Raw genomic sequence first — 26,095 nt, forward strand, 5'->3', positions numbered from 1 at the left:
TGCGTCGGCCGGGGACAACCCATTGTGTCGATTGAGCTACTTTCCATAGGTCGATAGACGTCGCTGGCGGCGTTTTGATGGCTGACGTATTCTTCGCGGTTCTTTGGGTCGACTGGCCCGCAAAACTGCTTTTTTCCCGTGTATTTCCGGAGTTCGCTGAATGTCTGTCGGTTGGCTGCGCGCCTGTGCGCTGGTGGTGTTGGGGCTGTTCAGCGTTACGGCGCTGGCCAAGGATAAAACCGCGATCGTGATCGGCGGCGGCCTGTCGGGCCTGACGGCGGCTTACGAGCTGCAGAACAAGGGCTGGCAGGTGACCTTGCTGGAAGCCAAGCCGAGCCTGGGCGGTCGTTCCGGCATGGCCACCAGCGAGTGGATCGGCAACGACAAGACCCAGCCGGTGCTGAACAAATACGTCTCGACGTTCAAGCTGAGCACCACGCCGGCGCCTGAGTTCGTGCGAACGCCGGGTTACCTGATCGATGGCGATTACTTCTCCGCCGCCGATCTGGCGACCAAGCAGCCGGCCACCTCCGAGGCGCTGAAACGCTACGAGAAAACCCTCGACGACCTGGCGCGTTCGATCGACGACCCGCAGAACCCGGCGTCCACCAACACCCTGCACGCGCTGGATCAGATCAACGTGTCGAGCTGGCTCGACAAGCAGAACCTGCCGGCCACCGCGCGCCAGTTGATCAACCAGCAGATCCGCACCCGCTACGACGAGCCGTCGCGCCTGTCGCTGCTGTACTTCGCGCAGCAGAGCCGGGTTTACCGTGGCGTGTCCGACCGCGACCTGCGGGCTTCGCGCCTGGTCGGCGGCAGCGCGGTGCTGGCCCAGGCCTTCGTCAAGCAGATCAAGACCATCAAGACCAGCTCGCCGGTTTCCGCCATCACCCAGGACAAGGACGGCGTGACCGTCAAGGTCGGCGGCGTGGGTTACCAGGCCGATTACGTGGTGCTGGCCGTGCCGCTGCGTGCGCTGAACAATATTCAGATGATCCCGGCACTGGACGCTCAGCACCTGGCTGCGATCAAGGGCACCAACTACGGCTGGCGCGACCAGATCATGTTGAAGTTCAAGACACCGGTCTGGGAAAGCAAGGCGCGGATGTCCGGCGAGATCTTCAGCAACACCGGCCTTGGCATGTTGTGGATCGAACCGGCGCTCAAGGGCGGCGCCAACGTGGTGATCAACCTGTCCGGCGATAACGCGCGAGTGATGCAGGCCTTCGGCGACAAGCAGATGGCCGATCAGGTACTGATTCGTCTGCACACCTTCTATCCACAGGCCCGTGGCTCGTTCACCGGTTATGAAATCCGTCGCTACAGCACCGACCCGTCCACGGGCGGTTCCTACCTGGCGTTCGGTCCTGGCCAGATCAGCAAATACTGGCGCCTGTGGGAGCGTCCGTTGCAGCGTGTAGCGTTTGCCGGCGAACACACCGACACCCTGTATCCGGGCACCCTGGAAGGTGCGCTGCGCACTGGTCAGCGCGCGGCCGGTCAGGTTGAGGACCTGGCGGCCGGCAAGTCGTTCGAGCCGGTCAAGGTCGGCCCGACAGCCGCGGCTGCCGCTGTGGCAGCAGGTGCGGCCGGTGGTGCGGTGGCGGCGAAGAAGGGCAACTTCTTCAGCAACCTGTTCGGTGGTTCGGACGACGACAAGAAGCCAGAGCCGGCCAAGGCCCCGGCGCCGGCGCCAGCTCCGGTTGCGCCAGCGCCAGCGCCTGCACCGACGCCGGCCCCAGCACCCGCCCCGGTGGAAGCGCCGAAGCCAGCCGCTCCGGTAAAAGCCGAACCGGCGAAAAAGGCCCCGGCCAAATCGACGGCGAAGAAGCCTGCAGCCAAGTCCGACGCGAAAAAAGCTCCGGCCAAGGCCCCGGCGAAAAAGGCCGAGCCAGCCAAGAAGCCAGCGGCAAAATCGGCGGCAAGCACCGAGACCAAGGCGCAGTAAGCCTTGCGGTAAACAGAAAAGCGCGGCTCTGAGGCCGCGCTTTTTTTTGCCTGCAAGATCATCTCGCGAAAATCTGCTCACACTTTTGACCAAGTCATGCCGGTGAGTACGGTATGCCGTGGAATACGGCTTGCCCGCAAAGAGGGCGGATCAGGCAAAGAAAATCTGCGATCTACGCACTAATCTCTCGCCACGCGTTGGCCTTTAATCTTTCCTTAACTCACCACTTACAGACTCTTGATCGTATTTCTCGATATTTCAAAGCGAAATTTTCCGCTTTAATTCGATAGATAACTCGCTAGTCTTGGTTCGCAGTTCTCACAGGATTTGGGCAATGCAGCTACGTAACTCTTCTTCGCGCTACGGTTGGGTCAGCATCTTTATGCACTGGGGTGTGGCGCTGGCGGTCTTCGGACTGTTCGCGCTCGGCCTGTGGATGGTAGGGCTGGATTACTACAGCACCTGGCGCAAAGACGCGCCGGATCTGCACAAGAGCATCGGTCTGGTGCTGCTGGGCGTGATGCTGTTACGGGTGCTGTGGCGCTTTGTCAGCCCGCCGCCATCGACGCTGGATAGCTACAGCCGCATGACGCGCATCGGTGCAAAGTTCGGCCACGCGTTTCTGTATTTCGGTCTGTTCGCTGTGATGCTTGCCGGTTACCTGATTTCCACCGCAGACGGTGTCGGGATTCCGGTGTTTGGCCTGTTTGAAGTCCCTGCATTGATTTCCGGACTACCGGATCAGGCAGATACCGCTGGGGTGATTCATCTGTACCTGGCCTGGGCGCTGGTAATTTTTTCCGGCCTCCATGCGTTGGCAGCATTGAAGCACCACTTTATTGATCGTGATGCGACCCTGACTCGAATGCTCGGCCGCAAAGCCTGATGTTCAACCTCGACTCCAAAGGAAAAGAAAGCATGTTGAAAAAGACTCTGGCCGCTCTGGCAATCGGCTCCGCCGTACTGTCCGCCAACGTAATGGCCGCCGATTACACCGTTGACAAGGAAGGCCAGCACGCCTTTGTCGACTTCAAGATCAGCCACCTGGGCTACAGCTACATCACCGGTACTTTCAAGGACATCGACGGCAAGTTCAGCTTCGACGCCGCCAAGCCTGAAGACAGCAAGATCGAATTCAACGTGCGCACCGCCAGCGTGTTCACCAACCACGCCGAGCGCGACAAGCACATCGCCAGCAAAGACTTCCTGGACGTGGGCAAATTCGCTGACGCCAAGTTCGTCTCCACCAGCGTCAAATCCACCGGCAAGAACGCCGCCGGCAAAGACACTGCCGACGTGACCGGCGACCTGACCCTGCACGGCGTGACCAAGCCGATCGTGGTCAAGGCTGTGTTCCTGGGCGAAGGCAAGGATCCATGGGGCGGCTACCGTGCCGGCTTCGAAGGCACCACCAGCGTCAATCGCCAGGATTTCGGCAAGATGATGGATCTGGGCCCGGCGTCGAACAACGTCGACCTGTACATCTCGTTCGAAGGTGTGAAAGCGAAGTAATTTTCGCCCGACACACAAAAACGCCCCCGGTCTTGTGGCCGGGGGCGTTTTTTATTGCCTGACATATTTCGCCAGCGTCGCCGGGTTCCCGTGGCGGAAGGTGTCGCCCATAAAAAATGCCCCGTCAGGGGCATTTTTCAGTGCAGGGAAAAACTCAGCGATTGCGGGTCAGCAAGGCCGGTTTTTCGCCGCGCGGACGGCTTGGCAGTTGATCGAGTTGCTCTGGCGTCGGGAAGCGGTCGGCTTTCGATTCCTTGTGCATGATCTTCGGCCCGCTGCTGCGCGGGTTCTGCACGGCTGGTTCGGCGCGCTGCTGATCGTCACGGGCCGGGCGGCGGTTGCGCGAGGACTCGTCGCGACGACCCTGGCCGTCACGCGGTGCGCCGTTGCGCGGACCGTTGCGTTTGCCCTGCGGTGTGCCGGTGCCGGTGCCGCTGCTCGAGCCGCCGCCATTGCTGCGTGGGCCGTTCTGGCGACCTTGCGACTGACCGTTGCGCGGTGCGCCCGAGCCTGCGCCCTGACCCTGGCCACCGCCAGGACGACGACCACGCCCGCCGGCCGGAGCCTGCTTCGGCACGTAGTCGACGCGGTTACCGAAGTTATCGATATCGTCGTCGAGGAATTCATCCGGCGCCCGATCGGCAGCGGCGCGTGGCGGCTGACTTGGCTGGCGCTGCTCGCGGGCCGGGGTGCCTTCGCGTGGCTTCTGCTGACGGGCAGGACGCTCGCCGCGTTCACCCCGTTCGCTACGCTCACCGCGCTCGCCGGCCGGTTTTTCCTTGCCCTTGTCCTTGCCTTTGTCTTTACGACCGCCGCCACCGCCATTCGGGCCGTCGCCGCGCGGGCCACGGGCATTGCGCGGGTTGCGCATGTCCGGACGTTCACGGGCTTCCGGTTTCTCGGCTTCGATGGTGCTGGCGTCGAAGCCCATCAGGTCGCCGTCGGCGATTTTCTGCTTGGTCATGCGTTCGATGCTTTTCAGCAGTTTTTCTTCGTCCGGCGCGACCAGCGAGATCGCCTCGCCCGAACGACCGGCACGACCGGTACGACCGATGCGGTGTACGTAGTCTTCATCGACGTTCGGCAGTTCGAAGTTGACCACGTGTGGCAACTGGTCGATGTCCAGGCCACGGGCGGCGATGTCGGTGGCGACCAGAATGCGCACTTCGTTGGCCTTGAAGTCGGCCAGGGCCTTGGTCCGCGCGTTCTGGCTCTTGTTACCGTGGATCGCCACGGCCGGCAGGCCATGTTTGTCCAGGTATTCGGCCAGACGGTTGGCGCCGTGCTTGGTACGGGTGAACACCAGTACCTGTTCCCACGCGCCAGCGGTGATCAGGTGCGCCAGCAGCGCACGCTTGTGGCTGGCCGGCAGACGGAAGACGCGTTGCTCGATGCGCTCGACCGTGGTGTTCGGCGGCGTCACTTCGATGCGTTCCGGGTTGTGCAGCAGCTTGCCGGCGAGGTCGGTGATGTCTTTGGAGAACGTCGCCGAGAACAGCAGGTTCTGGCGCTTGGCCGGCAGACGCGCGAGGACTTTCTTCACGTCATGGACGAAGCCCATGTCGAGCATGCGGTCGGCTTCGTCGAGCACGAGGATTTCGACGTGGGACAGATCGATGCTGCCTTGTCCGGCAAGGTCGAGCAGACGGCCGGGGCACGCCACCAGCACATCGACGCCACGGGCCATGGCCTGGACCTGCGGGTTCATGCCGACGCCACCGAAGATGCAGGCGCTGACGAATTTCAGGTCACGGGCGTAGATCTTGAAGCTGTCGTGAACCTGGGCCGCGAGTTCGCGGGTCGGGGTCAGGACCAGTACGCGGGGTTGGCGCGGGCCGTGACGCTGGGATTTGTCCGGGTGACCGTTGGGGAACAACCGCTCCAGGATCGGGAGGGCGAAACCGCCGGTTTTACCAGTACCTGTCTGTGCCGCGACCATCAGGTCGCGACCTTGCAACACGGCGGGGATGGCCCGCTGTTGCACCGGAGTAGGCTCGGTATAGCCCGCGTCTTCGATAGCGCGGACCAAAGCCTCGGAGAGACCGAGGGAAGCAAAGGACATGAGTAATCCTGTTTTAGTTAGGGCTTGGCCCAATGGGAGTCTTGCCTGGCGCGAATGGCGTTTAAGAGGACGCAATCCCGTCCGGTCCTGCTACGGTCCCGAAGGCACGTCTGGAGCGCTCGCGCGGGCTGAAAAGCTGCGCTGTAGCGGGTCGAGAGGCCTGTTACGGTTCCGCGCGTCCGGGCGTGAGCCTGGCGGGAGGCCGGAGTATAACAGAGCAATCACTGTGCGCCGCGTTCCTGCTGCTCAACGGTTTTGCCGCTGGCGGTGGCGGTGCCCGGCGGAACGCCCAGGGAAGGGTCTGCGCCATAGCGGGCGCTCAGTTCGGCATAGGCCGGTTCACGCTTGAAACGCTTGAGTTCGGCACCGAAACGCTGCACCAGCAAATCCATTCCTGCATTGCGTCGCACCGCGAGAAACTGGCTCTGGCGGCTGATGACCGTGGGGTTTTCAGTGATTTTGTCGCGGATGTCCAGCTCATCGAGCAAATGCTGGCCGACCCGGCGGTCGGTAATCAGCAGGTCGATGCGTCCGCGCACCAGTTTGCCGAAATTGGCCTCGTGGGTCGGCGCGGGCTCGCGGGTAAAGAGCGGAGATTCGCGGAAGTCCGGGCTGTACAGATAACCCGGCGAGGTGCCGATGGTCAGGCCCTTGAGCTCATCGAGGGAGCGAAATGGATGGGGACGTTCGTTGGCGTAGAACAGCACGAACTCCACGTCCGACAGCGGTTCGCTGGGGTAGAGCAGGGTGGCGTCGCGTTCGTCGCTGTGGAAGATGTCGAGCGCGCCGTCGGCCTGGCCGGTTTCGAGCATCGACAGGCAGCGCTTCCACGGCAGGAACTGCCACTCGACTTCGATTCCCAGGCGCTTGAACACAATGGCGGTGGTTTCGTAGTCCAGACCGAGGTTTTTGCCGTTCTCCTCATACACGTAAGGTGCCCACGGCTCGGTGACAATACGCAACTTCTCGCCCCGGGCTGCAAAGCTCAGGCAAGCAAAAACCAGCACGGCGAATAATTGCGTGATCAAAGGCATGGCTTGAGATTACGACGAGAAACCGGAAAGAGCCAGAAAGTGCCTGCACAAGCTCTAATTCGGGGATTTAAAAGCAAAAGATCGCCGCCTGCGGCAGGCGGCGATCTTTTGATCTTGCGTGAATCTGTCAGCGTTCAGCGTGTGGCTGTTTCAACGCGGCAGCTTCAGGTTATTCCAGATCGCCAGGCTGGGTTCTGCCTGGTTCATGGAATAGAAGTGCAGCCCTGGCGCGCCGCCCTGCAACAGACGCTCGCACATGTCGGTGACGACCTGCTCGCCGAAGCGCTGAATGCTTTGGGTGTCGTCGCCGTAGGCTTCCAGCTGCTTGCGGATCCAGCGCGGGATTTCCGCACCGCAGGCATCGGAGAAGCGCGCGAGTTTGCTGTAGTTGGTGATCGGCATGATCCCCGGCACGACTGGAATGTCCACGCCCGCGGCCTGCAAACGGTCGACGAAGTAGAAATAGCTGTCGGCGTTGAAGAAGTACTGGGTGATCGCGCTGTCGGCGCCGGCCTTGGCCTTGCGTACGAAGTTGGCGATATCGTCTTCGAAGTTGCGCGCTTGCGGATGCATTTCCGGGTAAGCGGCGACTTCAATGTGGAAATGCCCGCCGGTTTCTTCACGAATGAATTCAACCAGCTCATTGGCGTGACGCAGCTCACCGCTGGTCATGCCCATGCCGGATGGCAGGTCGCCACGCAGGGCAACGATGCGCTTGATGCCGGCGGCCTTGTATTCGCTCAGCAGGCCGCGCAGGTCGTCCTTGCTGTCGCCGACGCACGACAGGTGCGGCGCGGCGGGGATTTTCACTTCGTTTTCCAGCTGCAGCACGGTGTTGAGGGTGCGATCACGGGTCGAACCACCAGCGCCATAGGTGCAGGAAAAGAAGTCGGGATTGTAAGTAGCCAACTGACGGGCAGTGGCGAGCAGTTTTTCTTGCCCAGCATCGGTCTTGGTCGGGAAGAACTCGAAGCTGTAGCGACGTTCTTGGGACATGGTCATACCCTTGGAAACTCGTAAGCCGGGAGCGCAGGCATAACCCATGTGGGAGCGGGCTTGCCCGCGAAGGCGTCAGCACATCCGGCATCGATGTCGTCTGACACACCGCTTTCGCGGGCAAGCCCGCCCCCACAGGGAGAGCGGGCGGCCGCGTCGATCAGTAGCGGTAAGCGTGCGGCTTGAACGGGCCTTCGACGGTCACGCCGATGTAGTCAGCCTGCTGCTTGGTCAGTTGAGTGACCACGCCGCCGAAGCCGCGAACCATTTCCAGGGCCACTTCTTCGTCGAGTTTCTTCGGCAGTACTTCAACGGTCAGGCGCTCGGCTTTCTGGGCTGGCGACAGGTCGGCGTACTTCTGGCCGAACAGGAAGATCTGTGCCAGAACCTGGTTGGCGAACGAACCGTCCATGATGCGGCTCGGGTGACCGGTGGCGTTGCCCAGGTTCACCAGACGGCCTTCGGCCAGCAGGATCAGGTAGTCGTCGTTCTGAGCGTCGAAAGCGCCCGGGCCGGTACGGTGGATCTTGTGTACCTGTGGCTTCACTTCTTCCCATGCCCAGTTCTTGCGCATGAAAGCGGTGTCGATTTCGTTGTCGAAGTGACCGATGTTGCAGACAACGGCGCGCTTCTTCAGGGCTTTGAGCATGTTTGCGTCGCAAACGTTGACGTTACCGGTGGTGGTCACGATCAGGTCGATCTTGCCCAGCAGCGCTTTGTCGATGCTTGCTTCGGTGCCGTCGTTGATACCGTCGATGAACGGCGAAACCAGTTCGAAACCGTCCATGCAGGCTTGCATGGCGCAGATCGGGTCAACTTCGGAAACCTTGACGATCATGCCTTCCTGACGCAGGGACTGGGCCGAACCCTTGCCCACGTCACCGTAGCCGATGACCAGCGCTTGCTTGCCGGACAGCAGGTGGTCGGTGCCGCGCTTGATCGCGTCGTTCAGGCTGTGACGGCAGCCGTACTTGTTGTCGTTCTTGGACTTGGTCACCGAGTCGTTGACGTTGATGGCCGGGATCTTCAGCTCGCCCTTGGCCAGCATGTCCAGCAGACGGTGAACGCCGGTGGTGGTCTCTTCGGTCACGCCGTGAACGCGATCCAGAACCTGTGGGTACTTGTCGTGCAGCAGCTGGGTCAGATCGCCGCCGTCGTCGAGGATCATGTTGGCGTCCCATGGCTGGCCATCCTTGAGGATGGTCTGCTCCAGGCACCACTCGTACTCTTCTTCAGTCTCGCCTTTCCAGGCGAAAACCGGGATGCCGGCAGCGGCGATGGACGCGGCGGCCTGATCCTGAGTCGAGAAGATGTTGCAGGACGACCAGCGTACTTCGGCACCCAGGGCAACCAGGGTTTCGATCAGCACGGCAGTCTGAATGGTCATGTGGATGCAACCGAGGATTTTCGCGCCCTTGAGCGGCTGCTCGGAAGCGTACTTGCGGCGCAGACCCATCAGGGCTGGCATTTCCGACTCGGCGATGATGGTTTCGCGACGGCCCCAGGCAGCCAGGGACATGTCGGCGACTTTGTAGTCGGTAAAATCTGCAGGCGTGATTACAGCGCTCATGAAGAGCCTCCATTCGTAAAGTATGCGAATGGGCGCCGTTGTGCGTTTAGTGTCCGGCCTCGGCCAGTCAACGCCCCATCCGAGCCTGACAGGTTGAACCTGCTGCAGCGCCCCTCGGACAGGTGGCGGGAAAACGGTAGCAAGTGAAGGTTACCGTTTTGAAACGCCGGCGATTATAGCCGTCTAGACTGATCTTCCAAAGGGTTTCTGTCGGCCAGATGAAGATTGCCAATGATGGCCATAGCGGATGGCTCATGGAGCGTGACCGCTGGGTCTGACATGATGGCGACCATCATTGGGCAAGACGTCAGGAGCGAGCATGAATTTCCACACCCGCAAATGGGTAAAACCCGAAGATCTCAACCCCAACGGCACCCTGTTCGGCGGCAGTCTGCTGCGCTGGATCGACGAAGAGGCGGCGATCTACGCCATTGTCCAGTTGGGCAATCAGCGCGTGGTGACCAAGTACATCTCCGAAATCAACTTCGTCAGCGCCTCGCGCCAGGGCGACATCATCGAACTGGGCATCACCGCCACCGAGTTCGGCCGCACCTCGATCACCCTGACTTGCGAAGTGCGCAACAAGATCACCCGCAAGAGCATCCTGACCGTCGAGAAAATGGTTTTCGTCAACCTTGGCGAAGATGGCTTGCCGGCGCCGCACGGGCGGACCGAGATCAAGTACGTCAAGGATCAGTTCAAGGATGAGGAAGTCGACCAGTAAAATCGCGGCGCGCCATTCGCGAGCAAGCCTGCTCCCACAAGGATCGCTTGATCCGCTGTGAGCGCGGGCTTGTCCGCGAAGGCGATTTCAGCAGGCGCAGAGATTCTCGTGGCCAATGAACAGTCGCGAACCGCGCGTGTCGTAGCTAAATGACACCCCCACGGTTCGCACGCCATGACCACTCCGACCTCCGGCAAGACCCCCGACCTCTCCGCCAAGGAACAGCACGAAGTCGAGAAAAACCAGCCGCCCCGCGCGGCGGTTCTGCATGAAATCATCCGCACCCAGGGCGACCAGGAACTGGAGCGCAGCATCGCCGCCTTATGGTGGTCGGCGCTGGCGGCGGGGCTGACCATGGGCCTGTCGCTGATGGGCATGGGCCTGCTCAACTCGCGCCTGCCCGACGGCGAGGGGTTCAAGGTGATCGCCAGTTTCGGCTATTGCGCCGGTTTTCTCGCGGTGATCCTCGCCCGTCAGCAACTGTTCACCGAAAACACCCTGACCGCCGTGCTGCCGGTGATGACCAAGCCGACACTCGGCAATTTCGGCCGACTGCTGCGGCTGTGGACGGTGGTGCTGTTCGGCAACCTGTGCGGCACGCTGCTGGTGGCGTTCGTAATGCTGGAGTTGCCGATCTTCGACAGCAAGACCGACGTCGCCTTCCTCGAAATCGGTCGCAAGGTCATGGAACACAGCGCCAGTCAGATGTTCGCCAAAGGCATCGTTTCCGGCTGGATGATCGCCACCATGGTCTGGATGATTCCGTCCATGGAGAGCGCGAAGATGTGGATCATCATCCTCATCACCTACTTCATGGCCCTCGGCGATTTCACCCACATTGTCGTGGGCTCGGCGGAGGTGTCGTATCTGGTGTTTGCCGGCGAGCTGCCGTGGAGTGATTTCTGGGCGGTGTTTGCCGGGCCGACGCTGGCGGGGAACATCATCGGCGGCAGTTTTATCTTTGCCCTGATCAGCCATGCGCAGATTCGCAGCGAAAGCGGCGCGCCGAAGGAAGGTGCGGATCGGGCCGGGAAAAATCCCGATCCGCAGTCGATCAAAAAATGATCAGTGATGCGCCGGCTCGGCCACGGTCGCCGGCTCGTTGCGCGTTGCGTGCTTGACCAGTTTGCCAATGGTCAGGCCCTGCAACAGGATCGACGACAACACCACGATGTAGGTGATGCTCAGCAACAGATCGCGCTCCGGCCCCAGCGGCAGGGCCAGGGCCAGCGCCACTGAAACACCACCACGCAACCCGCCCCAGGTGAGGATGCGAATGGTGCCGCTCGGCACCGTGCGCCAGCGCCGCAGCAGGACGATGGCCGGGGCTACGGTGAGCAGGCGCGAGAGCAGGATCGCCAGGGCCAGCAGACTCGCCGCCGCCACATGCAGCCAGTTGAACGGCAGCAGCAACAGCTCCATGCCGATCAGCGCGAACAGCAGGGCGTTGAGCATGTCGTCGAGTAATTCCCAGAAGCCGTCGAGGTATTTGCGGGTCATGTCGTTCATCGCCAGGTTGCGGCCCAGGTTGCCGATGATCAGCCCGGCCACCACCATCGCGATCGGCGCCGAAACGTGCAGCTCGGTGGCCATCGCCGAGCCGCCGATCACCAGCGCCAGGGTCAGCATCACTTCGATCTGGTGCTGCTCGATGCTCTTGATCATCAGGTACACCAGATAACCGATCAGCCCGCCGAACAGCACGCCGCCAATGGCTTCGTGGGCGAACAGCATGGCCGTGGCGCCGAGCGTCGGCGTCTCACCCAGCTGCGCGATGCCCAGCAGCACGGTGAACACCACCACGGCGGTGCCATCGTTGAACAGCGATTCGCCGACGATGGTGGTTTTCAGTGGCTTCGAGGCATTGGCGGTACGCAGCACACCCAGTACTGCGATCGGGTCGGTCGGCGAAATCAGCGCACCGAACAGCAGGCAGTAGAGGAAACTCACGTGCCAGCCGAACAGGGCAAAGATGTAGTAGGCGAGGCTGCCGATCACGGCGGTGGCGATCAACACGCCGAAGGTCGCCAACAGGCCGATGGGCCAGCGATAGCTGCGCAGGTCATTCAGATTGACGTGCAGGGCGCCGGCGAACAGCAGGAACGACAGCATCCAGTTCATCAGCAGATCACCGAAGTCGATCTGGCCGATCAGTTGCTGGACGCGTTCTTCCAGGCCGGGGTAACCCAGCAGGCTCAGGCCTTGCAGTGCCAGGGAGAACATCAGCGCGGTGACCATCACGCCGATGGTCGGGGGCAGGCCGATGAAGCGGAAGTTGACGAAGGTGAGGAGGGTGGTGAGGCAGATGAAAGCGGCGACAAGCTCAAGCATCCGGGGTCCTTTGGATGAGGGATGGAAAGTGGGGTTTGATGGGGTGGGTGAGGGCGGCGCTCACAGGCACCCCGCAATCAGCCAGACACATTGACCGCAGCCACGCTCCGACGTTGCAGATAAATAAAGAACAGCGCCGCCAACACGGTCAGCACGCCAACCAGCGCCCCGGTCCATGGCAGGTTCGCCAGGTCGGTGCCGCTGGCGACCACCAGCCCGCCGAGCCACGCTCCGGTTGCGTTGCCCAGGTTGAAGGCGCTTTGGTTCAGGGTCGAGCCGAGGTTCGGCGCTTCGTGGGCCTGATCGATGATCAGCAGTTGCAGGATCGGGCACAGCGCGAAGGCGAAGATCCCCCACAGCACCAGAGTGATCGCCGCCGGAACCACCGAGCGGCTGGTCTGGCTGAATGCCGCCAGAATCACCACCACCGCCAACGCCACGCCGACCAGCGACGGCAGCAGGCGGCTGTCCGCCAGGCGACCGCCGAGCATGCTGCCGCCGGTCAGGCCGACCCCGAACAACAGCAGCATCACGGTCACGCCGTGGGGGCTGACGCCGGTGATGTCTTGCAGGATCGGTGCGATGTAAGTGAACACGCTGAACAGACTGGTGGATGCCAGCACGCTCATGCCCAGCGCCAGCAACACGTTGACCTTGCCCAGCACCTTGAATTCGCTGGCGAGGTTGGCCCTGTCCATCGGGATGTGCCGGGGCAGCCACAGCCATTGGGCGAGGGCTGCGATCACGCCGATCACCGACACTGCCCAGAACGTCGAGCGCCAGCCGGCGTACTGACCGAGTGCGGTGCCCAGCGGTACGCCGAGGACGTTGGCCAGGGTCAGGCCGGTGAACATCATGGCGATCGCCTGCGCCCGTTTGTTCGGTGCGACCAGACCGGCGGCGACCACCGAGCCAATCCCGAAAAACGCCCCGTGGCACAGCGCGGTGACCACTCGTGCGGCCATCAGCGTCGCGTAGTTCGGCGCCAGTGCGCAGAGCACATTGCCGAGGATGAACATCAGCGTCATTCCCAGCAGCGTGGCCTTGCGTGGCATGTTCGCGGTGCCGATCGCCAGGATCGGCGCACCGAACACCACACCCAGGGCGTAGCCAGTGATCAGCAGGCCGGCGTGGGGAATGCTCACGGCGAGGTCGCGGGCGACATCGGGCAACAGGCCCATGATGACGAATTCAGTGGTGCCGATACCGAAGGCGGCAACGGCCAGTGCAAGCAAGGCGAGGGGCATGCGCAAGGTCTCTGTCGTTTTGGTCTTGACGCTGTGATCAGGCATACGCAGGCCGACGACCGGTCTCGGACGAGAACGGGGCAGGCAGGAATTATTGGAATTAGTCTGTGCGCAACTGAGTGCGGCGTGGTCGTTTGCAGTATAAACAGCTGCTGACACATCGCGAATCAATAATCTGACTAATTGGCTCGACTGCAGAACAAATAAGGAGTGCTGGGGTGCTGGCGACGGTTCTGGTGTTGGTGGCGGCGCTGCTGCACGCTGCATGGAATACCCTGATCAAATTCAGCGCCGAACGCTTGCTGGTCGTGGCCTGCATGGACACCGTGGCGCTGTTGTTCGTCGCCGTGGCATTGCCCTTCGTGAAGCTGCCGCCGCTGGATATCTGGCCGTGGATTCTCGCCTCGGCGGCGTTCGAGCTGCTCTATCGCTACCTGCTGATCCAGGCCTACCGGGTTGGCGACCTCGGGCTGGTCTATCCGTTGATGCGCGGATTGTCGCCTTTAGTGGTGCTGGCGCTGACCCTGATTTTCGCCGGAGAGGTGCTGAGCCCGCAGCAGATCTTCGGCATCCTGCTGATCCCGTTCGGCATGGTCTGCCTGCTCTGGCAGGGCGGTGGCGGAGCGCGGTTGCCGTGGTCGATGCTGCCGGTGGTGGCGCTGATCGGGCTGTGCATCGGCTGCTACACCTACATCGATGGTCAGGCGTTGCGGCGCTGGTCGCATCCGCTGGATTACCTGATGTGGGTCACGCTGCTCAGTGCCTGGCCGTTTCCGCTGCTGGCGTGGGTGGCGAAGCGCCCGGCGTTCATGCAGTTCTGGCGCGAGCAGTGGAAACTGGGGCTGGCGGTCGGGTTCTGCGTGTTGTTCAGCTACGCTCTGGTGCTGTGGGCGATGCAGTTGGGCTCGATTGCCGAAGCGGCGGCGTTGCGGGAAATCAGTGTGATTCTGGTGGTGCTGTTCGGCATGCGTTACCTGAAAGAACCTTTCGGCCGGCCACGGCTCTTAGCCTGTGGGCTGGTACTGATCGGCATGCTGGTGATGAAGTTCTGACCGCCCTCATTCCAATGACTGAAAAGGGACTGTGTTATGACGGTGGCTCTATGGTGCGTTTTGATCGCGATCTTTTTGCCTTACCTGTGTACGGTGGTGGCGAAGGTCGCGGGTGGTTACAGACTCAGTGACAATCACGACCCCCGGGACTTTCTCGAAAGCCTCAACGGTCTGGCCCGCCGCGCGCATGCCGCGCAGCTCAACGGCTTCGAAGTCACCCCGGCGTTTGTCGCGGCGGTGCTGGTCGCGCATCTGGTGGGCACGGCTGAGCTGGTGACGGTGAACGTGCTGGCGGTGCTGTTCATCACCAGTCGCCTGCTGTACATCATTTGCTACCTGGCGGACTGGGCGATCCTGCGGTCGTTGGTGTGGTTTGTCGGGATGGGGCTGATTGTCAGTTTCTTCATTGTGTCGGTGTGATTTTCAGCTGTCGGTGCCGGCCCCTTCGCGGGCTTGCCCACTCCCACAGGGAGATTGGTGGACACAACGCTTGACCCCACCTTTGATCCCCTTGGGAGCGGGCTTGCCCGCGAAAGCGATCTGACCGCCGACCTCTATCTCAAGGCTTGGCCTTTTCCGCGTCAGGCACCTGCGGCACTTGCGGCAATGCCGCGCCTTTGGGCCAGAGCATCCAGATCTGCCCTTGCTGCTTCATGTCCCCGGCCAGTTGCCCGGCCGCATCGCCCGTGCCCCAGAACAGGTCCGCACGCACTTCGCCGGCAATCGCGCCGCCGGTGTCCTGCGCCGCCACCGGGCGCACCAGCGCGCTGCCGTCCGGACGAGTGGTCGAGAGCCACAGCAGGCTGCCCAGCGGAATCACCTTGCGATCCACCGCCGCGCTGTAGCCAGCGGTCAGCGGCACGTTCAGCGAACCGCGCGGGCCTTCGTTGCTGTCCGGGTTGCGCGTGAAGAACACATAGCTCGGGTTACTGCCCAGCAATTCGGGGATGCGCGACGGATTGGCCTTGGCCCAGTTGCTGATCGCACCCATGGTCACGTCTTCTTTCTTCAGTTCGCCCTGTTCCACCAGCCAGCGGCCGATGGGCCGGTAGGGGTGGCCGTTCTGATCGGCGTAGGCGATGCGCAGCTGGCGTCCGTCACGGGTCTGGATCCGCCCCGAACCCTGGATTTGCAGAAATTGCAGGTTCATCGGATCGGTCAGCCACGCCACCACCGGTGCCTTGACCCCTTTGCTTTCGATGGTTGCCGCGTCGTCGTAAGGCTTGAGCACGCGACCTTCGAGACGCCCGCGCAGACGCTTGCCCTTGAGTTCCGGGTAAATGCTGTCCAGCGAGACGATGATCATGTCTTCGGGCACGCCGTACACCGGCACGTTGGCGGTTTCGGTCTGCGTCAGGCTGCCGGGGTAGACCGGTTCGTAGTAGCCGGTGATCAGGCCATTGGGGTTGTCGTTCTCGGCGCGCAGGCCATAGACGTCGAGGTTCTGCTTGAGGAACGCGCGGATCTCGCCGGCGCTTTGCGGCACGTTGCTTGCCGAGGCACAGGTTGCGCCCCAGACCGGGTCAGCCTTGAGTCGGGTGCAAGCGCTGCGCCATGAACCGAAACCGGCCACCAGATCGTTGTCGGACACGCTCGGCAGCGCTTCCCAGGTGGCGCTGGAGTAGGTGGCCAGGGCGTGGGTTTTCGGTTTGGCCGTGTCGCCGCCGGTGCAGCCGGCGAGAATCGCCAGCAGCGGCAGGGTTGCGAAGAGCGGATGACGCCAGGCCTTGAAACGGCTGTTCATGGAGAGTTTCCTGTACCGGTTGCGCGAGCGCTCCATGCGCTCATGCAACCCTTATTTTTAATAGGGCTATTGGTGTTTTCCGGCGGCGCGAGGATACTGGCCGCCGTTTTCCGTGACCGAAGCCACCATGACTCTTAAAAGAATTTCTGTTGTATTGCTGGCCTGTCTGACCTTGTCCGCCTGTGGCGGAGTCGATCCCAATTCCCCGTTGGGTCAGCGCAAGGCGATCTTCAAGCAGATGCTCAAGACCGGCGAAGACCTGGGCGGCATGCTGCGTGGGCGCATTGCCTTCGACGGGGCGAAATTCGCCGACGGCGCGGTGAAGCTCGATACGTTGTCCCATGAACCGTGGAAACACTTTCCCCAGGTGCGCGAAGAAGATCACACCAGCGCCAAGGACGATGTCTGGCTGCGTCAGGCCCGTTTCCAGGAAATGGCCCGCACGCTTGAAGCGGCCACCGGTGAACTGGTGATCGCCAGCAAGGTTCAACCTTACTCGGCCAGCAATCTGGGGCCGGCGGTGCAGAAGGTCGAAGATGCCTGCAGTGCCTGCCATAAAGAGTTTCGGGATCATTGATTCGCGGTGTCTGATCTGACGCCTTCGCGGGCAAGCCCGCTCCCACGGCTTGCAGTGAATCTGTGGGGACGCGACGGCGTCCTCGGGTTCACTGCAAAACCACGGCCTTACTTGTCGATTTCATCCAGCGCATCCTGCAACTCCTTGCGCGACTCGGCGAGCTTGTCCTTGCGCTTGTTGATCTTTTCCGGATCGCCCTTCTTCATTGCCTTGTCGAGATCGGCCTGACGCTTGCTGACTTCGTGCTTGGCGTCGAGCACCTTGTTTTCGCGTTCTTTCTTCAGGCCCGCGTCGGTGCAATGTTCAGTGACTTCGCGCAGGGCGGTTTCCAGTCCGGCTTGTTGATCGGCATTGCCACGGGATTTGGCTTGCTCGATCTGATTCATGATGCCCTGCTTCTTGGCAGCGCAACCGGTCAGTCCCGGAGCGTCTTCGTCGGCCATCGCGGGAGCGGCCATCACGCCGCAGAGAGTCAGCATGGCGAGCGGTGCAAGAAATTTCATAAAAGCTCCATGTGCAAAGGCATTCGGGTCGGTGGGGCGCTGCGCTGTTGGAGCGCGCCGGTGACGGTTGGGTTCCCGGTGTACCGGGATTGGTGCCGGGAGTAGCGCATTCAGAAACCGTCGACTCCGGCGGCCCGTAGGGTTTCACTCAAGGCCAGCACTTGCGGGTCGCGGAAAAACGCGCTCAATTGCGCCGCGCGGCCGGGGCCGATGCCGGGTTCTGCCTGCCATTGTTCGGTATTGCGTTGTGCCAGTGCCTGCCATGAGTCAACCAGTCGGGCTTGTCCGGTCGGCGGCAGCCCCAAGGCTTTGAGCCACTGCTGGAAAGGTCGCTGGCGGGCGCTGTGAAAACTGTGCATCAGGCGCACGCTGCTGCGTTCGCCGAAGCCGTCAATGTTAGCAAGCTCTGACGGGGCGAGGGTCAACCAATCCAGCAGGTTGTCGAGATGGCCTGTTTCGAGAAGTTTCTCCCAGGTGCCCTGGCCCAGATGGGGCAGGGCCAGTCCTTGTTTGCCGCTGAGCCAGGTCAGGCGGGCGAGGAACTGACTTTCGCAGCCTGGCGTCGGTTGCCAGCAACTCAAGGCATGAAAATCATCGGCGCTCGGGATACTCATTTCCATTCTTGCGACGCTGCGCAGGACGACGCCATCAAGGCGCGGAATTGTCAGTCCGGCCAGGCTGATCGCCACTTGATCGCCGGGGCGGATGTCCAGTTCCTGCCAGCGCTTCAATGAGCTAACGCTGACCCGTTTGATCTGCCGGTCATCGAGCATCACCGGCACCAGATCCAGCACCGGCGTGATGCGCCCGGTGCGGCCGATCCTGAAATTGACCTTGCGCACCTCGGCCAGCGCCTGGACGAACGGGTACTTCCAGGCGACGCTCCAGTAGGGCGGACGTGCCTGCCAGCGTTCGGCCGGCGGGCGCTGGTTCTGTCGCAGCACAACGCCGTCGCTGGCGAACGGCAACGGCGAGCGATACCAGTGATCGCGCCACTTCTGGGCGTCGGCGAAGCTCTCGATTCCATGACTGAAAGGCTCGGTCGTGGCGAAACCCAGCGTCGCCAGCATTGAAACCCGTTCGGGCCAATGCTGCGGCCCTTGTGGCCAGTCCCAGGCAAACAGGCCGATGCCTGCCGCCTGCTCGGCACTCAGGTCCTTGCGTCCCATCAGTCCGGCCACGGTGGCGCGGGCATTGAGGCTGCCGGAGCGAGCTTGAACGTGGTCGGTCAGGCGCCAATACAATTCGCCTTGCACCAGCAGATCCAGCGGTTGGGTCAGTCGTTGCGGGATTGCGGCGATCTTGCGCGCCGCTGCCGTCCAGTCCCGCCCGCGAATGCCGTCACCGCGACTGATCGCCTGTTGCAGCAAACCCTGGCGATAAATCAGGGTGACCGCCACGCCATCGACCTTTGGTTGCACCCAGACATTCTTGCGTTCGTGCAGCCAGGCCTTGATGTCGGCGGCGGTGTGGCGTTTTTCCAGGCCGGTGTGGGCGATGGGGTGGGCGACCGGGCCCGCTGCGGTGCGCAACGGTTCGGGCGGCAGCGAGAGTTTGAAGCACTGACGCCAGGTGGTCAGGCGCGAGCGGGACTGATCGTAGAGTTCGTCGGCGATCAGCGATTGGCCGTCGCGGTGGTAAGCATCGTCCCACTGGTCGATCTGTTTTTGCAGGCTGACGATTTCCTGTCGGGCCTGGGCGGGTGGCCAGCCGGGGCAATCGGCGGCGTGGGCAAGCGAGGTTGGCAACAGCAAAACAAACAACAGGCGCAGCGTGGAAAGCATGGTGAGCGTCCTTGCTCAAGGGGAACGCTTGAAGGGTAGGTGAGGATTTTCTGGCGGGTCGGGCGGGTGTTTTTCGTGGTGTTTCGAAGCGCTGTCCTCAATACCGCCCGACAAAACGCGCCTGAAATAAAAAGCCCCGCACGGCGCAAACCGTGCGGGGCTTTTGTACAACCCGTGAAATTACAGGCCGGCAGCAGAACGCAGAGCGTCGGCGCGGTCGGTTTTTTCCCAGGTGAAGGTGCTGAAGGTGTCTTCGCCAACAGTCTTGGTCTGCGGCGCGCGACCGAAGTGGCCGTAGGCTGCAGTTTCCTGGTACATCGGGTGCAGCAGGTCGAGCATGGTGGTGATCGCGTATGGACGCAGGTCGAACACTTCGCGGACCAGTTTGATGATCTTGTCATCGCTGATCTTGCCGGTGCCGAAGGTGTTCAGCGAGATCGAAGTAGGCTGGGCCACACCGATCGCGTAGGAAACCTGGATCTCGCAGCGCTCGGCCAGGCCGGCAGCAACGATGTTCTTGGCAACGTAACGGCCAGCGTAGGCAGCCGAACGGTCAACCTTCGATGGATCTTTACCGGAGAATGCGCCGCCGCCGTGACGGGCCATGCCGCCGTAGCTGTCGACGATGATCTTGCGACCGGTCAGACCGCAGTCACCCACCGGGCCGCCGATGATGAACTGGCCGGTCGGGTTGATGTGGAACTGGGTGTCCTTGCTCAGCAGTTCGGCAGGCAGTACGTGCTTGACGATCAGCTCCATCACGCCTTCGCGCAGGTCGTTGTACGACACTTCAGGGTTGTGCTGGGTCGACAGAACTACCGCATCGATACCGACAACCTTGCCGCCTTCGTAACGGCAAGTCACTTGCGACTTGGCGTCCGGACGCAGCCAAGGCAGCAGGCCGGATTTACGGGCTTCGGCCTGGCGCTGCACGAGCTGGTGCGAGAAGGTGATCGGTGCTGGCATCAGCACGTCGGTTTCGTTGCTGGCGTAGCCGAACATCAGGCCTTGGTCGCCGGCGCCCTGATCTTCAGGCTTGGCACGGTCGACGCCCTGATTGATGTCAGGGGACTGCTTGCCGATGATGTTCATCACGCCGCAGGTGGCGCCGTCGAAACCGACGTCGGAGCTGGTGTAGCCGATGTCGCAGATTACGTCACGAACGATCTGCTCCAGGTCGACCCAGGCGCTGGTGGTCACTTCACCGGCAACGATGGCCACGCCAGTCTTGACCAGGGTTTCCACCGCAACGCGTGCGTGCTTGTCCTGGGCGATGATGGCGTCCAGCACTGCATCGGAAATCTGGTCGGCGATTTTGTCCGGATGCCCTTCAGACACGGACTCGGAGGTGAAGAGGGAGTATTCGCTCATCTCGATGTTTTCCTGAATTTACCGATGGTGAGTGTCGCCAGCCGGCCGCTGAAAGTGGCGGACCTGGATCTGGAAACCATTACGTAAGCCTACATAGAGGCTTTCCCCGGGAACGAGTCCCGCAGCGGTGGCCCAACGGGCCAGATCGTCCTGTTCAAACCCCAACCACAGATCACCGCAGGCCTCCCTGGCCCAACTCTGGTTGTGGCTACATAACTCTGTCACGAGCAGGCTACCGCCCGGTTGCAGCAGGCCGGCCATGTGCCTGAGCGCATCGGCCGGCGCAGCGAAGTGGTGCAACACCATGTTCAACACCACGCAATCGGCCTGAAGGCTCACGCCATTCAATGCATCGGCCAATTGCAGGCTGACGTTAGCCAGCCGTTCACGTTCACAGACCTGGCGCGCCAGTTCGAGCATCGCCGGGCTGTTGTCCAGCGCGGTCACGGCACTGAAGCGGCGCGCCAGTTCCGGCAGGAAAGCGCCGTCACCGGGGCCGACTTCGATGGCCGTGGCGGCACCATTGAAGTTCAACTTGTCGAGCAGGGCCAGCACGCTGTCGCGGTACTGCGGCAGGCCGGCGATCAAATCCTGCTGGGCGCGGAATTTCTCCGCCACCCGCGAGAAAAAGTCCTGGCTGGCCGCCGCACGCTGGCTGTGTACCTGAGCAATCCGCGCCTCGACGTCCGCCGGCAGCGCCAGATTGTCGACTTCTTCTAACAGTGCCGCGTGCAGCTTGCCACCCAGAAGCTCGGTGTGGGGCAGGGCGCGGCGATAAAAAATCGCGTTGCCTTCACGGCGTGTCGCCACCAGATCGGCCTGGGCCAGCACCTTGAGGTGGTGGCTCATGCCGGACTGACCGATACCGAAAATCTGTGCCAGCTCCAATACGCCGAACGAATCGTTGGCCAGTGCGCGCAAGACATTCAGCCGCAGCGGATCGCCGCCGGCCTTGCACAGGGCCGCCAGCTCGTCGCAATCGTCATGGCGAATGGAAGGCACGCGTAAGTTCATAGGGCAGGCAGTCTAGTGACGGCGGGAAATCACCGCAAGGTCAATATCAAAAAGTTTTGATATTGCTCGATAGATGGCACTTCTCACGAGTCGGTCAGCTCTACAAACGAACAGCGGAAAGGTTTCACCAGCCGAAACCGATGTTATCCATGGGAAAAACGCCTTCAGATGACTATCTGTCATTGCCCCGAGGCGTCCGGGTGAGGGAAAATGCTCGCCTTTTTTCCGTTTCGATTTAACAGAACCCCAGGAGATCAGCGATGCCTAGCCGTCGTGAGCGTGCCAACGCCATTCGTGCCCTCAGCATGGATGCCGTGCAAAAAGCCAACAGCGGCCATCCCGGTGCCCCGATGGGTATGGCAGATATCGCCGAAGTGCTTTGGCGCGACTACCTCAAGCACAACCCGAGCAATCCATCGTTCGCCGACCGTGACCGCTTCGTGCTGTCCAACGGCCACGGTTCGATGTTGATCTACTCGCTGCTGCACCTGACCGGTTACGACCTGTCGATCGACGACCTCAAGCAATTCCGTCAACTGCACAGCCGCACCCCGGGCCACCCGGAATTCGGCTACACCCCAGGCGTCGAGACCACCACCGGTCCGCTGGGCCAGGGTCTGGCCAACGCTGTAGGCTTCGCCCTGGCGGAAAAAGTCCTGGGCGCGCAGTTCAACCGTCCTGGCCACAACATCGTCGACCACCACACCTACGTGTTCCTGGGTGATGGCTGCATGATGGAAGGCATTTCCCACGAAGTCGCCTCCCTGGCCGGCACCCTGGGCCTGGGCAAGCTGATCGCTTTCTACGATGACAACGGCATCTCCATCGACGGCGAAGTCGAGGGCTGGTTCACCGACGACACGCCGAAGCGTTTCGAATCGTACAACTGGCAGGTGATCCGCAACGTCGACGGTCACGATCCGGAAGAGATCAAGACCGCCATCGAGACTGCGCGCAAGAGCCCGCTGCCGACCCTGATCTGCTGCAAGACCACCATCGGCTTCGGTTCGCCGAACAAGCAAGGCAAGGAAGACTGCCACGGCGCCCCGCTGGGTGACGCGGAAATCGCCCTGACCCGTGAAGCGCTGAAGTGGACTTACGGCCCGTTCGAAATCCCGGCCGACATCTATGCCGAGTGGGATGCCAAGGAAGCCGGCCGCGCCGTCGAAGCCGAGTGGGATCAGCGTTTCGCTGCCTACTCCGCCGCGTTCCCGACCGAAGCCAACGAACTGATCCGTCGTCTGAGCGGCGAGCTGCCGGCCGACTTCGCGGAAAAAGCCTCGGCCTACATCGCCGACGTGGCTGCCAAGGGCGAAACCATCGCCAGCCGCAAAGCCAGCCAGAACGCCCTGAACGCGTTCGGTCCGCTGCTGCCGGAAATGCTCGGCGGTTCGGCTGACCTGGCCGGTTCCAACCTGACCCTGTGGAAAGGCTGCAAAGGCGTCAGCGCCGAAGACGCCAGCGGCAACTACATGTACTACGGCGTGCGCGAATTCGGCATGACCGCGATCATGAACGGCGTCGCCCTGCACGGTGGCCTGGTGCCTTACGGCGCGACCTTCCTGATGTTCATGGAATACGCCCGCAACGCCGTGCGCATGTCGGCCCTGATGAAGCAGCGCGTGATCCACGTCTACACCCACGACTCCATCGGTCTGGGCGAAGACGGCCCGACGCACCAGCCGATCGAGCAACTGACCAGCCTGCGCAGCACGCCGAACCTCGACACCTGGCGTCCAGCCGATGCCGTGGAATCGGCCGTGGCCTGGAAAAACGCCCTGGAGCGCAAGGACGGCCCTTCGGCGCTGATCTTCTCGCGTCAGAACCTGCAGCACCAGACCCGTGACGCCGGCCAGATCGCCGACATCAGCCGTGGTGGCTACGTGCTGAAAGACTGCGCAGGCGAGCCAGAGCTGATCCTGATCGCTACCGGTTCGGAAGTCGGCCTGGCCGTTCAGGCCTTCGACAAACTGACCGAGCAGGGCCGCAAGGTGCGTGTGGTTTCCATGCCTTGCACCAGCGTGTTCGACGCTCAGGACGCCAGCTACAAGCAATCGGTCCTGCCGTTGCAGGTGGGTGCGCGTATCGCCATCGAAGCGGCCCACGCCGACTTCTGGTTCAAGTACGTGGGCCTGGAAGGTCGCGTGATCGGCATGACCACCTACGGTGAGTCGGCGCCGGCTTCGGCATTGTTCGAAGAGTTCGGTTTCACCCTGGAAAACATCCTGGGTCAGGCTGAAGAACTGCTGGAAGACTGATCCAGAAAGGTGTCGTCTGGACTGACGCCTTCGCGGGCTTGTCCGCGAAGGCGATCGGTCAGGCGACATCGCACAGACCGATCCATACGGTAATCGAGAACCCCATGCCTCAACCGCGTCCCTACAAAGTTGCACTCAACGGCTACGGCCGTATCGGTCGTTGCGTCTTGCGTGCGTTGTTTGAACGAGGAGCGAAGGCCGGGTTTGAAATTGTCGCGATCAACGATCTGGCCGACATGGCCAGCATCGAATACCTGACACGCTTCGACTCCACCCACGGCCGGTTTCCCGGCGAAGTGAAGGTCGACGGCGATTGTCTGCATATTAATGGCGACTGCGTGAAGGTGCTGCGCAACGCCACCCCCGAAGGCATCGATTGGGCGTCCCTGGGCGTCGATCTGGTGCTCGAATGTTCCGGCGCCTACCACACCCGCGAAGACGGCCAGCGTTTCCTCGATGCCGGCGCGCCACGGGTGCTGTTCTCGCAGCCGATGGCCAGCGAGGCGGATGTCGACGCCACCATCGTTTACGGCGTCAATCAGGATTGCCTGAGCGGTGACGAACTGCTGGTGTCCAACGCCTCCTGCACCACCAACTGCGGCGTGCCGCTGTTGCGTCTGCTGGATCAGGCGATCGGCCTGGAATATGTGTCGATCACCACGATTCACTCGGCGATGAACGACCAGCCGGTGATCGACGCTTATCACCACGAAGACCTGCGCCGCACCCGTTCGGCGTTCCAGTCGGTGATCCCGGTGTCCACTGGTCTGGCGCGCGGTATCGAGCGCCTGCTGCCGGAACTTGCCGGGCGAATCCAGGCCAAAGCCGTGCGTGTGCCGACGGTCAACGTGTCCTGCCTCGACATCACGATGCAGACCGCGAGCGACACCGACGCCACCGAGGTCAACCGGATCTTGCGTGAAGCCGCCACCAGCGGCCCGCTCAAAGGCCTGTTGGCCTACACCGAGCTTCCCCATGCAAGCTGTGATTTCAACCATGACCCACATTCGGCCATCGTCGATGCCAGTCAGACCCGCGTTTCCGGCCCACGGCTGGTGAACGTCCTGGCCTGGTTCGACAACGAATGGGGTTTTGCCAACCGAATGCTGGATGTTGCAGAACACTATCTGCAGACAGCGACTTCAAAAAAACCGTAGGAAGTGCGACCCATGACCGTGTTGAAGATGTCCGACCTCGATCTGCAAGGTAAGCGCGTATTGATCCGCGAAGACCTCAACGTCCCAGTCAAGGACGGTGTTGTCACCAGCGATGCGCGTATCCTGGCTTCGCTGCCGACCATCAAGCTGGCCCTGGAAAAAGGCGCGGCCGTGATGGTTTGCTCGCACCTGGGCCGTCCGACCGAAGGCGAGTTCTCCGCCGAGAACAGCCTCAAGCCAGTCGCTGACTACCTGAGCAAGGCCCTGGGCCGTGAAGTGCCGCTGGTGGCCGATTACCTGGGCGGCGTTGACGTCAAGGCCGGCGACATCGTGCTGTTCGAAAACGTGCGCTTCAACAAAGGCGAGAAAAAGAACGCCGACGAACTGGCCCAGCAATACGCCGCCCTGTGCGACGTGTTCGTGATGGATGCCTTCGGCACCGCCCACCGCGCCGAGGGTTCGACCCATGGCGTTGCCAAGTTCGCCAAGGTTGCGGCTGCCGGCCCGTTGCTGGCCGCTGAGCTGGATGCACTGGGCAAGGCCCTGGGCGCCCCGGCCAAGCCAATGGCTGCCATCGTTGCCGGTTCCAAGGTGTCGACCAAACTCGACGTGCTGAACAGCCTGAGCCAGATCTGCGATCAACTGATCGTCGGCGGCGGCATCGCCAACACCTTCCTCGCCGCTGCCGGTCACCCGGTCGGCAAGTCGCTGTACGAGCCGGATCTGCTGGACACCGCTCGCGCCATTGCCGCCAAGGTCAGCGTGCCGCTGCCGGTGGACGTGGTGGTTGCCAAGGAATTCGCCGAGAGCGCCGAGGCCACCGTCAAGCTGATCGCTGACGTCGCTGCCGACGACATGATCCTCGACATCGGCCCACAGACCGCAGCCAACTTCGCCGAACTGCTGAAATCGTCGAAAACCATCCTGTGGAACGGCCCGGTCGGCGTGTTCGAATTCGACCAGTTCGGCAACGGCACCAAAGTGCTGGCCCAGGCCATTGCCGACAGCGCCGCGTTCTCCATCGCGGGCGGCGGCGACACCCTGGCGGCCATCGATAAATATGGCGTGGCCGAGCAGATCTCCTACATTTCCACCGGTGGCGGCGCGTTCCTCGAATTCGTCGAAGGCAAGGTGCTGCCAGCCGTTGAAGTTCTGGAAAGCCGGGCCAAGGCCTGAGGCCACCCGTTTGGCCAGGCAAAGGAGTGTTC

At 62.1% G+C, this 26,095-nt stretch carries 22 protein-coding genes and 1 riboswitch; of the genes, 11 read left to right on the top strand and 11 right to left on the bottom strand.

Translation table 11 applies throughout. From position 1 onward, the window contains the following. Positions 1-160: 160 nt before the first annotated feature. The 3 genes from KVQ74_RS02715 (at position 161) to KVQ74_RS02725 (ending at position 3,463) form a co-directional block, all read left to right on the top strand. Positions 161-1,951, top strand: a complete 1,791-nt coding sequence (locus KVQ74_RS02715; RefSeq protein WP_217829455.1) for a flavin monoamine oxidase family protein — start codon at positions 161-163, stop codon at positions 1,949-1,951. Between the two features lie 334 nt (positions 1,952-2,285). Next, positions 2,286-2,837 (top strand): cytochrome b, encoded by a 552-nt coding sequence (locus tag KVQ74_RS02720; RefSeq protein ID WP_217829456.1) that lies wholly within the window; start codon positions 2,286-2,288, stop codon positions 2,835-2,837. Positions 2,838-2,869: 32 nt separating this feature from the next. Next, positions 2,870-3,463, top strand: coding sequence for a YceI family protein (locus tag KVQ74_RS02725; RefSeq protein WP_217829457.1), 594 nt, complete (start codon positions 2,870-2,872; stop codon positions 3,461-3,463). Positions 3,464-3,617: 154 nt separating this feature from the next. On the opposite strand, the gene KVQ74_RS02730 is transcribed toward KVQ74_RS02725, so the two are convergent. From KVQ74_RS02730 to ahcY, 4 genes are all read right to left on the bottom strand, one after another. Then, positions 3,618-5,525 carry a DEAD/DEAH box helicase gene (locus tag KVQ74_RS02730; RefSeq protein WP_217829458.1) on the bottom strand — a complete coding sequence of 636 codons (1,908 nt, stop codon included), beginning with the start codon at positions 5,523-5,525 and terminating at the stop codon, positions 3,618-3,620. A 221-nt stretch (positions 5,526-5,746) separates the two neighbouring features. Next, positions 5,747-6,559, bottom strand: a complete 813-nt coding sequence (locus KVQ74_RS02735) for a substrate-binding periplasmic protein (RefSeq protein ID WP_217829459.1) — start codon at positions 6,557-6,559, stop codon at positions 5,747-5,749. A 150-nt stretch (positions 6,560-6,709) separates the two neighbouring features. Further along, positions 6,710-7,555 carry a methylenetetrahydrofolate reductase [NAD(P)H] gene (gene metF, locus KVQ74_RS02740; RefSeq protein ID WP_217829460.1) on the bottom strand — a complete coding sequence of 282 codons (846 nt, stop codon included), beginning with the start codon at positions 7,553-7,555 and terminating at the stop codon, positions 6,710-6,712. Between the two features lie 160 nt (positions 7,556-7,715). Continuing rightward, the gene (gene ahcY, locus KVQ74_RS02745; RefSeq protein ID WP_217829461.1) at positions 7,716-9,125 is read right to left on the bottom strand and encodes an adenosylhomocysteinase; all 1,410 of its coding nucleotides are present in this window, start codon (positions 9,123-9,125) and stop codon (positions 7,716-7,718) included. A gap of 23 nt (positions 9,126-9,148) precedes the next feature. Next, a riboswitch (S-adenosyl-L-homocysteine riboswitch) is annotated at positions 9,149-9,247 on the bottom strand. Between the two features lie 197 nt (positions 9,248-9,444). Here ahcY and KVQ74_RS02750 point away from each other — a divergent pair. Further along, positions 9,445-9,849: an acyl-CoA thioesterase gene (locus KVQ74_RS02750; RefSeq protein ID WP_217829462.1), complete on the top strand. Its 405-nt coding sequence runs from the start codon at positions 9,445-9,447 to the stop codon at positions 9,847-9,849. Positions 9,850-10,023: 174 nt separating this feature from the next. Then, on the top strand, positions 10,024-10,914 hold the full coding sequence (locus KVQ74_RS02755) for a formate/nitrite transporter family protein (protein WP_217829463.1): 891 nt from the start codon (positions 10,024-10,026) through the stop codon (positions 10,912-10,914). Here KVQ74_RS02755 and KVQ74_RS02760 read toward each other — a convergent pair whose 3' ends face one another. Next, positions 10,915-12,180: a cation:proton antiporter gene (locus KVQ74_RS02760; RefSeq protein ID WP_217829464.1), complete on the bottom strand. Its 1,266-nt coding sequence runs from the start codon at positions 12,178-12,180 to the stop codon at positions 10,915-10,917. A gap of 77 nt (positions 12,181-12,257) precedes the next feature. After that, positions 12,258-13,427, bottom strand: a complete 1,170-nt coding sequence (locus KVQ74_RS02765; RefSeq protein WP_217829465.1) for an MFS transporter — start codon at positions 13,425-13,427, stop codon at positions 12,258-12,260. Between the two features lie 218 nt (positions 13,428-13,645). On the opposite strand from KVQ74_RS02765, the gene KVQ74_RS02770 reads away from it, so the two are divergent. Beyond that, entirely contained in the window at positions 13,646-14,479 is an 834-nt protein-coding gene (locus tag KVQ74_RS02770; protein ID WP_217829466.1) for an EamA family transporter, read from the top strand. A 36-nt stretch (positions 14,480-14,515) separates the two neighbouring features. After that, the gene (locus KVQ74_RS02775; protein WP_217829467.1) at positions 14,516-14,899 is read left to right on the top strand and encodes an MAPEG family protein; all 384 of its coding nucleotides are present in this window, start codon (positions 14,516-14,518) and stop codon (positions 14,897-14,899) included. 139 nt (positions 14,900-15,038) lie between these two features. Here the strand turns inward: KVQ74_RS02775 and mltA are convergent, their stop codons facing one another. Continuing rightward, the gene (gene mltA / locus KVQ74_RS02780) at positions 15,039-16,223 is read right to left on the bottom strand and encodes a murein transglycosylase A (RefSeq protein ID WP_217829468.1); all 1,185 of its coding nucleotides are present in this window, start codon (positions 16,221-16,223) and stop codon (positions 15,039-15,041) included. Between the two features lie 127 nt (positions 16,224-16,350). Between mltA and KVQ74_RS02785 the strand changes: the two genes are divergently transcribed. Further along, positions 16,351-16,800, top strand: a complete 450-nt coding sequence (locus KVQ74_RS02785) for a c-type cytochrome (RefSeq protein ID WP_217829469.1) — start codon at positions 16,351-16,353, stop codon at positions 16,798-16,800. 107 nt (positions 16,801-16,907) lie between these two features. On the opposite strand, the gene KVQ74_RS02790 is transcribed toward KVQ74_RS02785, so the two are convergent. The 4 genes from KVQ74_RS02790 to KVQ74_RS02805 all read right to left on the bottom strand — a co-directional run bounded on the left by KVQ74_RS02790 (position 16,908) and on the right by KVQ74_RS02805 (position 21,472). Further along, the gene (locus KVQ74_RS02790; RefSeq protein ID WP_217829470.1) at positions 16,908-17,303 is read right to left on the bottom strand and encodes a DUF1090 domain-containing protein; all 396 of its coding nucleotides are present in this window, start codon (positions 17,301-17,303) and stop codon (positions 16,908-16,910) included. 110 nt (positions 17,304-17,413) lie between these two features. After that, positions 17,414-19,087, bottom strand: a complete 1,674-nt coding sequence (gene ligB / locus KVQ74_RS02795) for an NAD-dependent DNA ligase LigB (RefSeq protein WP_217829471.1) — start codon at positions 19,085-19,087, stop codon at positions 17,414-17,416. A gap of 180 nt (positions 19,088-19,267) precedes the next feature. Then, positions 19,268-20,458, bottom strand: a complete 1,191-nt coding sequence (gene metK, locus KVQ74_RS02800) for a methionine adenosyltransferase (RefSeq protein WP_011336330.1) — start codon at positions 20,456-20,458, stop codon at positions 19,268-19,270. Between the two features lie 18 nt (positions 20,459-20,476). Then, entirely contained in the window at positions 20,477-21,472 is a 996-nt protein-coding gene (locus KVQ74_RS02805; protein WP_217829472.1) for an ArsR/SmtB family transcription factor, read from the bottom strand. A gap of 260 nt (positions 21,473-21,732) precedes the next feature. Here KVQ74_RS02805 and tkt point away from each other — a divergent pair, with 260 nt between their 5' ends. The 3 genes from tkt (at position 21,733) to KVQ74_RS02820 (ending at position 26,063) form a co-directional block, all read left to right on the top strand. Continuing rightward, positions 21,733-23,730, top strand: a complete 1,998-nt coding sequence (gene tkt, locus KVQ74_RS02810; protein WP_217829473.1) for a transketolase — start codon at positions 21,733-21,735, stop codon at positions 23,728-23,730. Between the two features lie 104 nt (positions 23,731-23,834). Then, on the top strand, positions 23,835-24,887 hold the full coding sequence (gene epd, locus KVQ74_RS02815) for an erythrose-4-phosphate dehydrogenase (protein WP_217829474.1): 1,053 nt from the start codon (positions 23,835-23,837) through the stop codon (positions 24,885-24,887). 12 nt (positions 24,888-24,899) lie between these two features. Beyond that, positions 24,900-26,063: a phosphoglycerate kinase gene (locus tag KVQ74_RS02820; RefSeq protein ID WP_007961877.1), complete on the top strand. Its 1,164-nt coding sequence runs from the start codon at positions 24,900-24,902 to the stop codon at positions 26,061-26,063. The last annotated feature ends 32 nt before the right edge of the window (positions 26,064-26,095 follow it).

Origin of the sequence: Pseudomonas botevensis (genome assembly GCF_019145475.1) — a bacterium.
Classification (GTDB): Bacteria; Pseudomonadota; Gammaproteobacteria; order Pseudomonadales; family Pseudomonadaceae; genus Aquipseudomonas; species Aquipseudomonas botevensis.